The organism is Pseudomonas sp. Z3-8 (assembly GCF_051131975.1).
Taxonomy (GTDB): Bacteria; Pseudomonadota; Gammaproteobacteria; order Pseudomonadales; family Pseudomonadaceae; genus Aquipseudomonas.
In genome coordinates, this window is the sequence record NZ_CP071643.1 from 1873770 (window position 1) to 1887618 (window position 13849).

Below are 13849 nucleotides of genomic sequence, written 5' to 3' on the forward strand. Positions count from 1 at the left end.
AAATCACAATCAGAAGGAGCCCGACAGTGATCGACACATTCAACCGAACAGGCCCGCTCATGGACGCCGCCAGTTATCCACAATGGGCACAGCAGCTCATTGCCGACTGCAGCGAGAGCAAGCGCCGGGTTGTCGAACACGAACTGTATCAACGCATGCGCGACAACAAGCTCAGCGCCAAGACCATGCGCCACTACCTCATCGGTGGTTGGCCGGTCGTCGAACAGTTCGCCTTGTACATGGCACAAAACCTCACCAAGACCCGCTTCGCCCGCCACCCCGGCGAGGACATGGCGCGTCGTTGGTTGATGCGAAACATTCGTGTCGAGCTCAATCATGCCGATTATTGGGTCAACTGGAGCGCTGCTCACGGCGTGACGCTCGAAGACCTGCAGGCGCAGCAGGTGCCGCCTGAGCTTCATGCGTTGAGCCATTGGTGCTGGCACACCAGTTCGGCGGACTCGCTGATCGTGGCTATTGCCGCGACCAACTACGCCATCGAGGGGGCGACCGGGGAGTGGTCGGCACTGGTCTGCTCTACCGGTGTCTATGCGTCGGCGTTCGCCGAGGAAGATCGCAAGCGGGCCATGAAGTGGCTGAAGATGCATGCCCAGTATGACGATTCCCACCCGTGGGAAGCGCTGGAAATCATCTGTACGCTGGCGGGCATGAGCCCGAGCAAGGCGCTCCAGATGGAACTGCGCCAGGCCGTTTGCAAGAGCTACGACTACATGTATCTGTTTCTGGAAAGGTGCATGCAGCTGGAACACTCGGGCGCTGGCGAAAAAGCCTCGGCTGGCCGTGAACGGCTGGCGCTGGCGAGTAACTGATACCCGATAGCTTCACCCTGTGGGAGCGAGCTTGCTCGCGATAGCGGTCTGCCTGGCAACCTTGCGTTGACTGGTCCGGCCTCTTCGCGAGCAGGCTCGCTCCCACATGGTTTTGTGGTGCTGGGTGGGAGCGAGCCTGCTCGCGAAAGCGGTGTGTCGGCCAGCAGAGAAGCCTGGTTCAGCCCGCCATCGTCAACCGGTTCCGCCCCTCGCGCTTGGCTACATACAGCGCATTGTCCGCCCGGCGCACGAGACTTTCAGCGGACTCGCCCGGCAGCAACGTCGCGCAGCCCAGGCTCACCGTCAATTCGATCCTCGTGCCGTCGGCAAAATAATCCTGGGCCTGGGCGGCATAACGCAGCCGTTCACCGACCATGGCCGCCGCTTCCCGGCTGGTGTTGGCCAGCAGGATCAGGAATTCCTCCCCACCGAATCTGAACACCATATCCACATTGCGCAACTGGCCCTTGATCGAGTCGGCAACGGCCTTGAGTACTTCGTCGCCGACCCCGTGCCCATGGCTGTCGTTGATGCGTTTGAAATGGTCGATGTCCAGCATCAGCAACGACAGCGGCTGCATGTGCCGCCTGGCCATGTCGATTTCCCGCTCCAGCGTCTGGTCCATGGCAATGCGGTTACCGGTGCCGGTCAGTGGATCGCGCAGGGCGCTCTGGGTGGCGGCGCGGTAGAGCAGTGCATTGCGCAGCGGGAAGAACAGCGCCGACAGGATTGACTCCAGGTCACTCTGTTCCGCGCTGCTGAAGCGCTGGTTGCGCCGAAACACCAGCTCACCCAGATGCTCGCCATCATGGCTGAGGTTGTAGCTGAGGTTGTGGTGCCCGCGCTGGCCAAATTCCAGGCGCAGGTCGCTGGGTTTGTGCTGGTAAACCAGTGCGTCCAGAGGCACCAGCCGCTGGATTTCACGGAAGAACAAACCGAGGATCCTTTGCGGCTCCAGGCTGGTCTGCAACTGTTGGCCCAATTGCTGGCGCAGTTGCGTCAGGCTGATCGGCCGCGTCACGAGCGCCGACGGCTGGGTGAGGCCCAGGCGCTGCAACTTGGCGCTGTCGAAATCAATAGCATTGGTCTGCGTGGGCGTTTTCATATGGCGTGAGCCCCTGAACTGAATCGGTCCTGACCGGCGGGGGTGAAGCGGCTCTGGGCTGCGCGTCGTACTGATCCATCAGTCCCGAAGGACACTGAGTTGAGTCTAGTCCGCTTCGCTGTGCTGGCGGAGGTCTCGTCCCAATGTCCCGACTCGCCGGACACGGCGTGTTTGAATGGATTAGAGCGAAAGTCGTGCCATTCAGTTCATAGTGATAAAACTTGTCGACGAATCAATAAGTTGCAGGCTCGTAGCGTGAGCAACGGCGGCAGGGCTTTGGCGTTTCGCCTGGCCGGGGGATCGAAGAGAGGCGCGCCGCGACGGCAAACCGCCGCGACGTCGAGTCTGGCGCTTACTGCGCGTTGAAAGCCTGGCCGTTGACGCCGGTACTGTCCGGGCCCATGAGGTACAGGTACACCGGCAGGATTTCTTCGGGCGTCGGGTTGTTCAGCGGATTTTCTCCCGGATAGGCCTGTGCCCGCATGCTGGTGCGGGTGGCGCCGGGGTTGATGCTGTTGGAGCGCACCGGCGCTACGGTGTCGACTTCGTCGGCCAGGGTCTGCATAAGCCCCTCGGTGGCGAACTTGGACACGCCATAAGCGCCCCAATAGGCCCGGCCCTTGCGACCGACGCTGCTGGACGTGAACACCACCGATGCATCCTTGGACAGTTTGAGCAACGGCAGCAAGGTGCTGGTGAGCATGAACATGGCGTTGACGTTCACTTGCATCACCCGCATGAAGTTCTCGCCGGAAAGCTGTTCCAGCGGCGTGCGCGGGCCGATGATCGAGGCGTTGTGCAGGAGGCCGTCCAGATGACCGAATTCGGTCTCGATCATTGCCGCCAGTTCATCGTATTGATGGGGCAGGGCGGTTTCGAGATTGAAGGGGATCACCGCTGGCTGCGGATGACCAGCCGCCTCGATTTCATCATAGACCTGGGTCAGGTTGGCTTCGGTCTTGCCCAGCAACAACACGGTGGCGCCATGGGCGGCATAGGCCTTGGCGGCAGCGGCGCCAATACCGCGACCGGCACCGGTGACCAGGATGATCCGGCCTTCGAGCAGGTCGGGGCGGGCGGAGTAGTCAAACATAAAAAACCTCAACAAATGGCAGCACGTACTTGTCACGCAGAGTCGTCATGGCAGATGAGCTTTTCGTGGCGAGGGAGCTTGCTCCCGCTCGGCGACGAAGTCGTCGCCAGACTCGGGACCGCTGCGGTCCAGCGGGAGCAAGCTCCCTCGCCACAAGAGCAATTTCGCCGAACGAGGTCAGCAACTGCACAACGCGTTATCCAGCACTTCGCGCAGTGCCAGGGGATGGTCGATCACGACATCCGCGCCCCAGTGCTTGGGGTTGTCGTCCGGGTGGATGTAGCCATAGGTCACCGCACAGGTCTTGGTCCCGGCGCTGCGGCCGGACTCGATGTCCCGCAGGTCGTCGCCGATGAACAGCACGCTGGCCGGATCGAGGTCGAGCATCTTGCAAGCGAGAATCAGCGGTTCGGGGTCCGGTTTGCTGTTTTTCACATGGTCGGGGCAGACCAGCACTTTCGACCGCTCGGCCAGGCCCAACTGCTGCATGATCGGCTCGGCGAAACGCACTGGCTTGTTGGTGACCACGCCCCAGATCAGATTGGCCGCCTCGATATCGGCCAGTATTTCGGCCATCCCATCGAACAGATGGCTGTGGACCGCGCAACCCTTGAGGTAGCGGTCGAGGAACTCCTGGCGCAGCTCCTCGAAACCCGGCGATTCCGGGTCCATGGAGAACGTCACCGCGACCATCGCCCGGGCGCCGCCGGAAATCTCGTCGCGGATGTGCTGGGTGTTCATCGGCGGCAGGCCACGGTCGGCGCGCATGGCCTGGCAGATGGCGATGAAGTCTGGCGCGGTGTCGAGCAGCGTGCCATCCATGTCGAAGAGAACCGCTTTGAGACGCATCGACTTATTCCTCGCGCAGGGTCTGGATCATGTAGTTGACGTCCACATCGGCAGCCAGCTTGTAGTGCTTGGTCAGCGGGTTGTAGGTCAGGCCGATGATGTCCTTGACGGTCAGCCCGGCCATGCGGCTCCAGGCGCCCAGCTCCGAAGGCCGGATGAATTTCTTGAAGTCGTGGGTGCCGCGTGGCAGCAGCTTCATGATGTATTCGGCGCCGATGATCGCGAACAGGTACGCCTTCGGGTTGCGGTTGATGGTGGAGAAGAACACCTGGCCGCCAGGCTTGACCATCTGGAAGCAGGCTCGGATCACCGATGACGGGTCCGGTACGTGTTCGAGCATTTCCAGGCAGGTGACCACGTCGAACTGGCCGGGCATTTCCTCGGCCAGGGCTTCGGCGGTGATCTGCCGGTATTCGACGCTGACGCCGGACTCCAGCTGATGCAGTTGCGCCACCGCCAGCGGCGCCTCGCCCATGTCGATGCCCATTACGGTGGCGCCGCGCAGGGCCATGGCTTCACTGAGGATGCCGCCACCACAGCCGACGTCGAGGACTTTCTTGCCGGCCAGGCCGACGCGCTCGTCGATCCAGTTGACGCGCAGCGGGTTGATGTCGTGCAGCGGCTTGAATTCGCTTTCACGGTCCCACCAGCGATGGGCCAGGGCCTCGAACTTGGCAATTTCAGCGTGGTCGACGTTGCTCATGTGCAGTTCCTCGAAAAACTTGAAAAATCATTTGCCCCGAGCCGTGGCTCAAGGGGTGTGCTATTCGTTCTGGCCGCTGACCCGACGGCCCCAGTCCTGGGCCGTGGCGATCAGCTGCGATTCGTCCATGCGCGTCAGGCGGCCATCCTCCAGCAACGGCTTGCCGGCCACCCAGAGGTGTTTCACGCAATGGCGGCCGGTGGCGTAGATCAGTTGCGACACCGGGTCATAGATGGGCTGCTGCGCCAGGCCGGACAGGTCGAAGGCCACCAGGTCGGCGGCCTTGCCGACTTCCAGAGAGCCGACGATCGCCTCGATGCCCAGCGCGCGGGCGCCATTGAGCGTGGCCATGCGCAACGCCCGGTGCGCGTCCAGGGCCGTGGCCGAACCGGCGACAGCCTTTGCCAGCAGGGCGGCGGTGCGGGTTTCGCCCAGCAGATCGAGGTCGTTGTTGCTCGCCGCGCCATCGGTGCCGACCGCGACGTTGACGCCGGCCTGCCACAGGCGTTCCACCGGGCAGAAACCGCTGGCCAGCTTCAGATTCGATTCCGGACAATGGATCACGCTGCAATTGTGTTCTACCAGCAGCGCCTGGTCCTCGTCGCTGACCTGGGTCATGTGCACCGCCTGGAAGCGCGGCCCCAGCAGGCCAACGCGCGCCAACCGGGCCATCGGCCGCTCGCCGGTGTTATCCACAGCCTGCTGCACTTCGAAGGCGGTTTCGTGAACGTGCATGTGAATGGCCGCGTCCAGTTCCTCGGCGATCACGCGGATCTTTTCGAGGTTCTCATCGCCGACGGTGTACGGGGCGTGAGGGCCGAATGCGACTTCGATCCGCGGATGGTGCTTGAGGTCGCCAAACAATTCGATGCCCTGACGAATGGCTTCGTCGGCGCTGGCGGCGCCGGGGATCGGAAAGTCGAGGATCGGAATGGCGATCTGCGCGCGGATGCCGCTGTTATGCACGCGTTCGCTGGCCACCTTGGGATAGAAGTACATGTCGGAGAAACAGGTGATGCCGCCCTGGATCTGCTCGGCGATCGCCAGGTCAGTACCGTCGCGGACGAAAGCCTCGTCGACCCATTTGCCCTCGGCGGGCCAGATGTGCTGTTCGAGCCAGGTCATCAGCGGCAGGTCGTCGGCCAGGCCACGGAACAATGTCATTGCCGCATGACCGTGGGCATTGACCAGGCCCGGACTGAGCAGCATGCCGGGCAGTTCGCGAACCTCCGTGGCAGCGCATTGCATGGCTTCGGCCCGTGGCCCGATGAACACGATGCAACCGTCGCGAATGCCCAGGCCATGATCCTTGAGCACGACACCGGCGGGTTCGACAGGCACCAACCAGGTCGGCAGCAATAATAAGTCGAGCGCAACGGCAGGCTTGGGCATCGTGGAACGGTTCCATGGGTTATAAAGGATGACGAAGTATACCCGAGCGTCTTCGCGGAGGGATCGCTATAATCGGCGGCTTTTGTTCTTGAGTGCGGGGTGAGGGATGCGCGATCGACTGTTGGCTGCGGAGAAGGTGAAGGCCATCGATTGGCGCGATGGCGCTCTTTACCTGCTGGATCAGCGTGTTTTGCCGTTCGAGGAAAACTGGATCGCCTACACCAGCGCGGCCGGTGTGGCCGAGGCCATTCGTTCGATGGTGGTGCGCGGTGCGCCAGCCATCGGCATCAGCGCCGCCTATGGCGTGGTGCTGGCGGCGCGGGCGCGGATGGCCGAGGGCGGCGATTGGCAAGCGGCGCTGGAAGCGGATTTCGCCTTGCTGGCCGATTCCCGGCCGACGGCGGTCAATCTGTTCTGGGCGCTGGATCGCATGCGCGACCGGTTGGGACGCTTGAAGGGGCATGCCGAACCGCTGGCGGTCCTTGAGGCCGAGGCCATTGCGATCCATGAAAGTGACCGCGAAGCCAACCTGACCATGGCCCAGCTCGGCGTCGACCTGATCCGCAAGCATCAGGGCAACGCCCAGGCCATCTTGACCCATTGCAACACCGGGGCCCTGGCCACCGGCGGCTTCGGAACGGCCCTCGGGGTAATTCGCGGGGCGTTTCTGGAGGGCATGGTCGAACGGGTCTACGCCGACGAAACCCGTCCATGGCTGCAGGGTTCACGGTTGACGGCATGGGAGCTGGCGAACGAGGGCATTCCGGTGACGCTCAACGCCGATTCCGCCGCTGCCCACATCATGAAGACCAAGGGCGTGACCTGGGTCATCGTCGGCGCCGACCGCATCACCGCCAACGGCGACGTGGCGAACAAGATCGGCACCTACCAGCTGGCGGTCTGTGCCATGCACCACGGCGTACGTTTCATGGTGGTGGCGCCGAGCTCGACCATCGACATGAACCTGGCCAGCGGTGATGACATCCCCATCGAAGAGCGCGACGGGCGCGAGCTGCTGGAAGTCGGCGGCAAGCGGGTCGGAGCTGATGCCGATGCGTTCAACCCGGTGTTCGACGTGACCCCGGCGGACCTGATCGATGCGATCGTGACGGAGAAGGGCATCGTCGAGCGGCCGGATACGGCGAAGATGGCGCAATTGATGTGTCGCAAGCGGTTGCATTGAAGGCTTTCGGCGCCTGAGCTGGCCCCATCGCGAGCAAGCTCGCTCCCACATTTGACTGCGATATGGCTCCATTGTGGGAGCGAGCTTGCTCGCGATAGGGCCGGCAAAGTCAGAAAAAATCCAAACCCAGCCACAAAATCTGCGTTTCAGCGCCTCTGAGCCCCTCTCGTCCCGTTCCAGCCTGTCATCGGTCAACTAACTACGCACCATGCGCATCAGGGGGATAGGTGCGTGGCGGCTCTTGTGATAACATCCGGCGGTTTCCAAGGCTGCCTCGCGAGGTGGCCTTTACTGCGCAGATCCATGGCATAACTCGTTGATTTGTCGTAAGTCGCTGCACGGCACTTGTCCTGCAGCGGCGAGCTTCGTTCATCCCATCTGGATGTAGCGAGGTTTCACCAGAAAAAGGAATCAGGCTTCTCATGGGCGAACTGGCCAAAGAAATCCTCCCGGTCAATATCGAAGACGAGCTGAAACAGTCCTACCTCGACTACGCGATGAGCGTGATCGTCGGGCGGGCGCTGCCGGATGCGCGCGATGGCTTGAAGCCCGTGCACCGGCGCGTGCTGTTCGCAATGAGCGAACTGGGCAACGACTTCAACAAGCCGTACAAGAAATCCGCCCGTGTCGTCGGCGACGTGATCGGTAAGTATCACCCCCACGGCGACACTGCCGTGTACGACACCATCGTTCGGATGGCCCAGCCATTCTCCCTGCGCTACCTGCTGGTGGATGGCCAGGGCAACTTCGGTTCGGTGGACGGCGACAACGCCGCGGCCATGCGATACACCGAAGTGCGCATGACCAAGCTGGCCCACGAGCTGCTGGCCGACCTGCACAAGGAAACCGTCGACTGGGTGCCGAACTACGACGGCACCGAGATGATCCCGGCGGTCATGCCGACGCGTATCCCGAACCTGCTCGTCAACGGCTCCAGCGGTATCGCCGTGGGCATGGCGACCAACATCCCGCCGCACAACCTCGGTGAAGTCATCGACGGTTGCCTGGCCCTCATCGACAACCCCGAGCTGTCCGTCGATGAGCTGATGCAATACATCCCCGGTCCCGATTTTCCGACGGCGGCGATCATCAACGGTCGCGCCGGTATCATCGAGGCCTATCGCACCGGTCGCGGCCGCATCTATATGCGCGCCCGCTCGACTGTCGAGGACATCGACAAGGTCGGTGGCCGCCAGCAGATCGTCATCACCGAGCTGCCGTACCAGCTGAACAAGGCCCGCCTGATCGAGAAGATCGCCGAGCTGGTGAAAGAAAAGAAACTCGAAGGCATCACCGAGCTGCGTGACGAGTCCGACAAGGACGGCATGCGCGTCGTGATCGAGCTGCGCCGTGGCGAAGTGCCGGAGGTGATCCTCAACAACCTCTACGCCCAGACCCAGCTGCAAAGCGTGTTCGGCATCAACATCGTCGCGCTGATCGACGGCCGTCCGCGGATCCTGAACCTCAAGGACCTGCTGGAAGCCTTCGTGCGTCACCGTCGCGAAGTGGTCACCCGGCGGACCGTATTCGAACTGCGTAAAGCTCGCGAACGCGGCCACATCCTGGAAGGCCAGGCCGTTGCCCTGTCGAACATCGACCCGGTCATCGCGCTGATCAAGGCCTCGCCAACCCCGTCGGAAGCCAAGGAAGCGCTGATCAGCACCCCTTGGGAATCCACCGCGGTGGTGGCGATGGTCGAGCGCGCCGGCGCCGACTCGTGCCGTCCGGAAAACCTCGACCCGCAATACGGTCTGCGCGAAGGCAAGTACTTCCTGTCCCCGGAACAGGCGCAAGCCATTCTGGAACTGCGCCTGCACCGCCTGACCGGCCTGGAGCACGAGAAGCTGCTGGCCGAGTACCAGGAGATCCTCAACCAGATCGGCGAGCTGATCCGCATCCTCAACAGCGCCACGCGCCTGATGGAAGTGATCCGCGAAGAACTGGAAGTGATCCGCGCCGAGTACGGCGACGTGCGTCGCACCGAGATCCTCGATGCGCGCCTCGACCTGACCCTGGGCGACATGATTCCGGAAGAAGAGCGCGTGGTGACGATTTCCCACGGTGGCTACGCCAAGACCCAGCCGCTGGCCGCCTACCAGGCCCAGCGTCGCGGCGGCAAGGGCAAGTCGGCGACTGGCGTCAAGGACGAGGACTACATCGCTCACCTGCTGGTCGCCAACAGCCACACCACGCTGCTGCTGTTTTCCAGCAAGGGCAAGGTGTACTGGCTCAAGACCTACGAAATCCCTGAAGCATCCCGCGCCGCCCGTGGTCGTCCGCTGGTCAACCTGCTGCCGCTGGATGAGGGTGAATACATCACCACCATGCTGCCGGTGGAGGAATACACCGAAGGCCACTACATCTTCATGGCAACCGCCAACGGCACCGTGAAGAAGACTCCGCTGGAATCCTTCAGCCGTCAGCGCAGCGTCGGCCTGATCGCCCTGGAGCTGGACGAAGGCGACGTGCTGATTTCCGCTGCCATCACCGACGGTGAGCGTGAAGTCATGCTGTTCTCCGACGGTGGCAAGGTCACGCGCTTCAAGGAATCCGACGTTCGCGCCATGGGCCGTACCGCTCGCGGTGTTCGCGGCATGCGTCTGCCGGAAGGGCAGAAGCTGATTTCCATGCTGATTCCAGAAGAAGGCAGCCAGATCCTCACCGCTTCCGCGCGGGGCTACGGCAAGCGTACCGCCATCAGTGAGTTCCCCGAGTACAAGCGTGGCGGCCAAGGCGTGATCGCCATGGTCAGCAACGAGCGTAACGGCCGTCTGGTCGGCGCGGTCCAGGTGCTCGATGGCGAAGAGATCATGCTGATCTCCGACCAGGGCACCCTGGTGCGCACGCGTGTCGCGGAAGTCTCCAGCCTGGGGCGTAACACCCAGGGCGTGACGCTGATCAAACTCGCCAGCGACGAAACGCTGGTCGGGCTTGAACGGGTCCAGGAGCCGTCGGAAGTCGAAGGCGAGGAGCTGGAAGGCGAGGAAGGCGTGGCGTTCGACGGCACCCTCGGTGCCGATGTCGATGACGCCGTCGGCGATCAACAGCTCGATGCCGCCGCAGACGAAGAAGAACCGCAGGACTAAGCGGACACACAGGGGGCGGATGAAGATTCGCCCCCTTGTTGTTTGTTCCGTTTGAAAATTTGCGACACTGCACATTCCCTATGGGACTGCCCCTCTCTTGAGGCTTGTTTGATTTATCGTGGCGAGGGAGCTTGCTCCCGCTTGAGTGCGAAGCGCTCACAACAAAGAGGGGCCGCTGCGCAGCCCAGCGGGAGCAAGCTCCCTCGCCACGGATTCATCCATGCCTTGAGTGAGCGGTAGGCCCTGTGGGAACGGTGCAAATCAGAAGATTTAAGTGACCACCAGATCAGAGCGAGATTGGATGTGAGCAAGAGAGCCTATAACTTCTGTGCCGGCCCGGCGGCGCTTCCTGAAGCGGTCCTGAAGCGCGCCCAGGGTGAACTTCTCGACTGGCATGGCAAGGGCCTGTCCGTCATGGAAATGAGCCATCGCAGCGATGAGTTCGTGTCCATCGCGACCAAGGCCGAGCAGGACCTGCGTGATCTGCTGAACATCCCGTCCAACTACAAGGTGCTGTTCCTGCAGGGCGGCGCCAGCCAGCAGTTCGCGCAGATTCCGTTGAACCTGTTGCCGGAAAGTGGCAAGGCCGACTACATCGACACCGGTATCTGGTCGCAGAAAGCCATCGAAGAAGCGTCGCGCTACGGCCACGTCAACGTTGCCGCCACCGCCAAGTCTTACGACTATTTCGCGATCCCCGGCCAGAACGAGTGGAGCCTGTCCAAGGACGCGGCCTACGTGCACTACGCGCCGAACGAAACCATCGGTGGCCTGGAATTCAACTGGATCCCGGAAACCGGTGACGTGCCGCTGGTGGCCGACATGTCCTCGGACATCCTCTCGCGTCCTGTGGATATCTCCCGTTTCGGCATGATTTACGCCGGCGCCCAGAAAAATATCGGCCCGAGCGGCATCCTGGTCGCGATCATCCGCGAAGACCTGCTCGGTCGCGCCCGTTCCCTGTGCCCAACCATGCTCAACTACAAGGTCGCGGCCGACAACGGCTCGATGTACAACACCCCGCCGACTTTGGCTTGGTACCTGTCGGGCCTGGTGTTCGAGTGGCTGAAAGAGCAGGGCGGTGTCGAAGCCATCGGCAAGCTCAACGAAGTGAAACAGCGCACGCTGTATGACTTCATCGACGCCAGCGGCCTCTACAGCAACCCGATCAACAAATCCGACCGCTCTTGGATGAACGTGCCGTTCCGCCTGGCGGACGACCGTCTCGACAAGCCGTTCCTGGCCGGCGCCGACGAGCGCGGCCTGCTGAACCTCAAGGGCCACCGCTCGGTCGGCGGCATGCGCGCCTCCATCTACAACGCCGTAGACATCAACGCCGTCAATGCGCTGGTCGCCTACATGACAGAGTTCGAGAAGGAACACGGCTGATGTCTGAGCAAGAACTCAAGGCGCTGCGCCTGCGCATCGACGCCCTGGACGAAAAAGTCCTGGAACTGATCAGCGAGCGTGCACGCTGCGCCCAGGAAGTCGCCCGGGTGAAGATGGCTTCCCTGGCGGAAGGCGAAGTGCCGGTGTTCTACCGGCCGGAGCGCGAAGCCCAGGTGCTCAAGCGCGTCATGGAGCGCAACAAGGGCCCGCTGGGCAACGAAGAGATGGCGCGGCTGTTTCGCGAAATCATGTCCTCGTGCCTGGCCCTCGAACAGCCGCTGAAGGTTGCGTACCTGGGGCCGGAAGGCACCTTCACCCAGGCTGCCGCCATGAAGCATTTCGGTCACGCGGTGATCAGCAAGCCGATGGCGGCCATCGACGAAGTCTTCCGCGAAGTGGCCGCCGGCGCGGTGAATTTCGGTGTGGTGCCAGTGGAAAACTCCACCGAAGGCGCGGTCAACCACACGCTGGACAGCTTCCTCGAACACGACATGGTGATCTGTGGCGAAGTCGAGCTGCGGATCCACCATCACCTGCTGGTGGGCGAGAGCACCAAGACCGACAGCATCAGCCGCATCTATTCCCACGCCCAGTCCCTGGCCCAGTGCCGCAAATGGCTGGACGCGCATTACCCGAATGTCGAGCGAGTGGCAGTGTCGAGCAACGCCGAGGCGGCCAAGCGGGTCAAGGGCGAGTGGAACTCGGCGGCCATCGCCGGGGATATGGCGGCAGGCCTCTACGGCTTGACGCGCCTGGCCGAGAAAATCGAGGACCGTCCGGACAACTCCACTCGGTTCCTGATGATCGGCAGCCAGGAAGTCCCACCGACCGGCGACGACAAGACCTCGATCATCGTTTCCATGAGCAACAAGCCGGGCGCGTTGCACGAATTGCTGGTGCCGTTCCACGACAATGGGATCGACCTGACGCGGATCGAGACCCGTCCGTCGCGCAGCGGTAAATGGACCTACGTGTTCTTCATCGATTTTGTCGGCCACCACCGCGATCCGCTGGTCAAAGGTGTGCTGGAGAAAATCAGTCAGGAAGCAGTGGCACTCAAGGTGCTGGGTTCCTACCCCAAGGCAGTTCTTTAAGGGCGGATAGCAATGAGTGGCAACTTCCTCGCACTGGCGCAGCCAGGCGTGCAACAACTTTCGCCTTACGTTCCAGGCAAGCCTGTGGACGAACTGGCTCGCGAGCTGGATCTGGATCCGGCCAGCATCGTCAAGTTGGCGAGCAACGAAAACCCGCTGGGCGCGAGCCCCAAGGCATTGGCGGCGATCCGCGATGAACTGGCCGATCTGACCCGCTACCCCGACGGTAATGGCTTTGCCTTGAAAAGCCTGCTGGCCGAGCGCTGCGGCGTCGAGCTGAGCCAGGTGACCCTGGGTAACGGCTCCAACGACATTCTCGAATTGGTCGCTCGTGCCTATCTGGCGCCGGGCCTGAATGCTGTGTTCAGCGAGCATGCGTTTGCGGTCTATCCGATTGCCACCCAAGCCGTTGGTGCCGATGCCCATGTGGTTCCGGCCAAGGATTGGGGGCACGATCTGCCGGCCATGCTGGCCGCCATCGACGCCAATACCCGCGTGGTCTTCATCGCCAACCCGAACAATCCGACCGGCACCTGGTTCGATGCCCAGGCCCTGGACGACTTCCTGCAGGACGTGCCCGAGCACGTGCTGGTGGTGCTGGACGAGGCCTACATCGAGTACGCCGAGGGCAGCGACCTGCCCGACGGCCTGGACTTCCTCGCCGCGTACCCGAACCTGCTGGTGTCGCGCACGTTCTCCAAGGCCTATGGCTTGGCGTCGCTGCGGGTCGGTTACGGCCTCTCCACCGCAGTGGTGGCCGATGTGCTGAACCGCGTGCGCCAACCGTTCAACGTCAACAGCTTCGCCCTGGCCGCCGCCTGCGCCGCCTTGCAGGACGAGGCCTACCTGGCCGAAAGCCGCCGCTTGAACGAGGCCGGTATGCAGCAGTTGGAAGCCGGCTTCCGTGAGCTGGGGCTGAGCTGGATTCCTTCTAAGGGCAATTTCATTTGTGTCGACGTGGGCTGCGTCGCGGCGCCGGTGTTCCAGGGCTTGCTGCGCGAAGGCGTGATCGTCCGTCCGGTGGCCAATTACGGCATGCCGAATCACCTGCGGGTCACCGTCGGCCTGCCGGCGGAAAACAGCCGTTTCCTGGAGGCGCTGAGCAAGGTCCTGGCCCGTGGTTGA

At 62.6% G+C, this 13849-nt stretch carries 11 protein-coding genes; 6 read left to right on the top strand and 5 right to left on the bottom strand.

All coding sequences use genetic code 11. The annotated features are described in order from the left end of the window. Positions 1-26: 26 nt before the first annotated feature. A complete protein-coding gene (locus J3P94_RS08770; protein ID WP_434572713.1) occupies positions 27-830 on the top strand; it encodes a TenA family transcriptional regulator in 804 nt (267 codons plus the stop codon). Between the two features lie 178 nt (positions 831-1008). On the opposite strand, the gene J3P94_RS08775 is transcribed toward J3P94_RS08770, so the two are convergent. The 5 genes from J3P94_RS08775 to J3P94_RS08795 all read right to left on the bottom strand — a co-directional run bounded on the left by J3P94_RS08775 (position 1009) and on the right by J3P94_RS08795 (position 5972). Continuing rightward, the gene (locus J3P94_RS08775) at positions 1009-1935 is read right to left on the bottom strand and encodes a GGDEF domain-containing protein (RefSeq protein ID WP_434572715.1); all 927 of its coding nucleotides are present in this window, start codon (positions 1933-1935) and stop codon (positions 1009-1011) included. Between the two features lie 352 nt (positions 1936-2287). Further along, complete coding sequence (locus tag J3P94_RS08780; protein ID WP_434572716.1) at positions 2288-3028, bottom strand: YciK family oxidoreductase; 741 nt, start codon at positions 3026-3028, stop codon at positions 2288-2290. Positions 3029-3205: 177 nt separating this feature from the next. Beyond that, positions 3206-3877 (bottom strand): N-acetylmuramic acid 6-phosphate phosphatase MupP, encoded by a 672-nt coding sequence (gene mupP, locus J3P94_RS08785; RefSeq protein WP_434572718.1) that lies wholly within the window; start codon positions 3875-3877, stop codon positions 3206-3208. Between the two features lie 4 nt (positions 3878-3881). Further along, a complete protein-coding gene (gene ubiG, locus J3P94_RS08790; protein ID WP_305499685.1) occupies positions 3882-4580 on the bottom strand; it encodes a bifunctional 2-polyprenyl-6-hydroxyphenol methylase/3-demethylubiquinol 3-O-methyltransferase UbiG in 699 nt (232 codons plus the stop codon). Between the two features lie 60 nt (positions 4581-4640). After that, complete coding sequence (locus J3P94_RS08795) at positions 4641-5972, bottom strand: TRZ/ATZ family hydrolase (protein WP_434572720.1); 1332 nt, start codon at positions 5970-5972, stop codon at positions 4641-4643. Between the two features lie 106 nt (positions 5973-6078). Between J3P94_RS08795 and mtnA the strand changes: the two genes are divergently transcribed. The 5 genes from mtnA to hisC all read left to right on the top strand — a co-directional run bounded on the left by mtnA (position 6079) and on the right by hisC (position 13849). Beyond that, positions 6079-7155, top strand: a complete 1077-nt coding sequence (mtnA, locus tag J3P94_RS08800; RefSeq protein WP_434572721.1) for an S-methyl-5-thioribose-1-phosphate isomerase — start codon at positions 6079-6081, stop codon at positions 7153-7155. 422 nt (positions 7156-7577) lie between these two features. Continuing rightward, positions 7578-10241, top strand: coding sequence for a DNA gyrase subunit A (gene gyrA / locus J3P94_RS08805; protein WP_434572723.1), 2664 nt, complete (start codon positions 7578-7580; stop codon positions 10239-10241). Between the two features lie 303 nt (positions 10242-10544). After that, a complete protein-coding gene (gene serC / locus J3P94_RS08810; protein WP_434572725.1) occupies positions 10545-11630 on the top strand; it encodes a 3-phosphoserine/phosphohydroxythreonine transaminase in 1086 nt (361 codons plus the stop codon). Further along, on the top strand, positions 11630-12724 hold the full coding sequence (gene pheA / locus J3P94_RS08815; RefSeq protein WP_305499689.1) for a prephenate dehydratase: 1095 nt from the start codon (positions 11630-11632) through the stop codon (positions 12722-12724). Before serC ends, pheA begins: the two co-directional genes overlap by 1 nt. A 12-nt stretch (positions 12725-12736) precedes the next feature. Then, positions 12737-13849, top strand: a complete 1113-nt coding sequence (hisC, locus tag J3P94_RS08820; RefSeq protein WP_434572727.1) for a histidinol-phosphate transaminase — start codon at positions 12737-12739, stop codon at positions 13847-13849.

Excerpts from the sequence above, each read along its gene's own strand:
- J3P94_RS08780 (WP_434572716.1), bottom strand. The coding sequence starts at position 3,028 with ATGTTTGACTACTCCGCCCGCCCCGACCTGCTCGAAGGCCGGATCATC.
- gyrA (WP_434572723.1), top strand. The coding sequence starts at position 7,578 with ATGGGCGAACTGGCCAAAGAAATCCTCCCGGTCAATATCGAAGACGAG.
- mtnA (WP_434572721.1), top strand. The coding sequence starts at position 6,079 with ATGCGCGATCGACTGTTGGCTGCGGAGAAGGTGAAGGCCATCGATTGG.
- J3P94_RS08795 (WP_434572720.1), bottom strand. The coding sequence starts at position 5,972 with ATGCCCAAGCCTGCCGTTGCGCTCGACTTATTATTGCTGCCGACCTGG.
- hisC (WP_434572727.1), top strand. The coding sequence starts at position 12,737 with ATGAGTGGCAACTTCCTCGCACTGGCGCAGCCAGGCGTGCAACAACTT.
- J3P94_RS08775 (WP_434572715.1), bottom strand. The coding sequence starts at position 1,935 with ATGAAAACGCCCACGCAGACCAATGCTATTGATTTCGACAGCGCCAAG.
- mupP (WP_434572718.1), bottom strand. The coding sequence starts at position 3,877 with ATGCGTCTCAAAGCGGTTCTCTTCGACATGGATGGCACGCTGCTCGAC.
- ubiG (WP_305499685.1), bottom strand. The coding sequence starts at position 4,580 with ATGAGCAACGTCGACCACGCTGAAATTGCCAAGTTCGAGGCCCTGGCC.
- pheA (WP_305499689.1), top strand. The coding sequence starts at position 11,630 with ATGTCTGAGCAAGAACTCAAGGCGCTGCGCCTGCGCATCGACGCCCTG.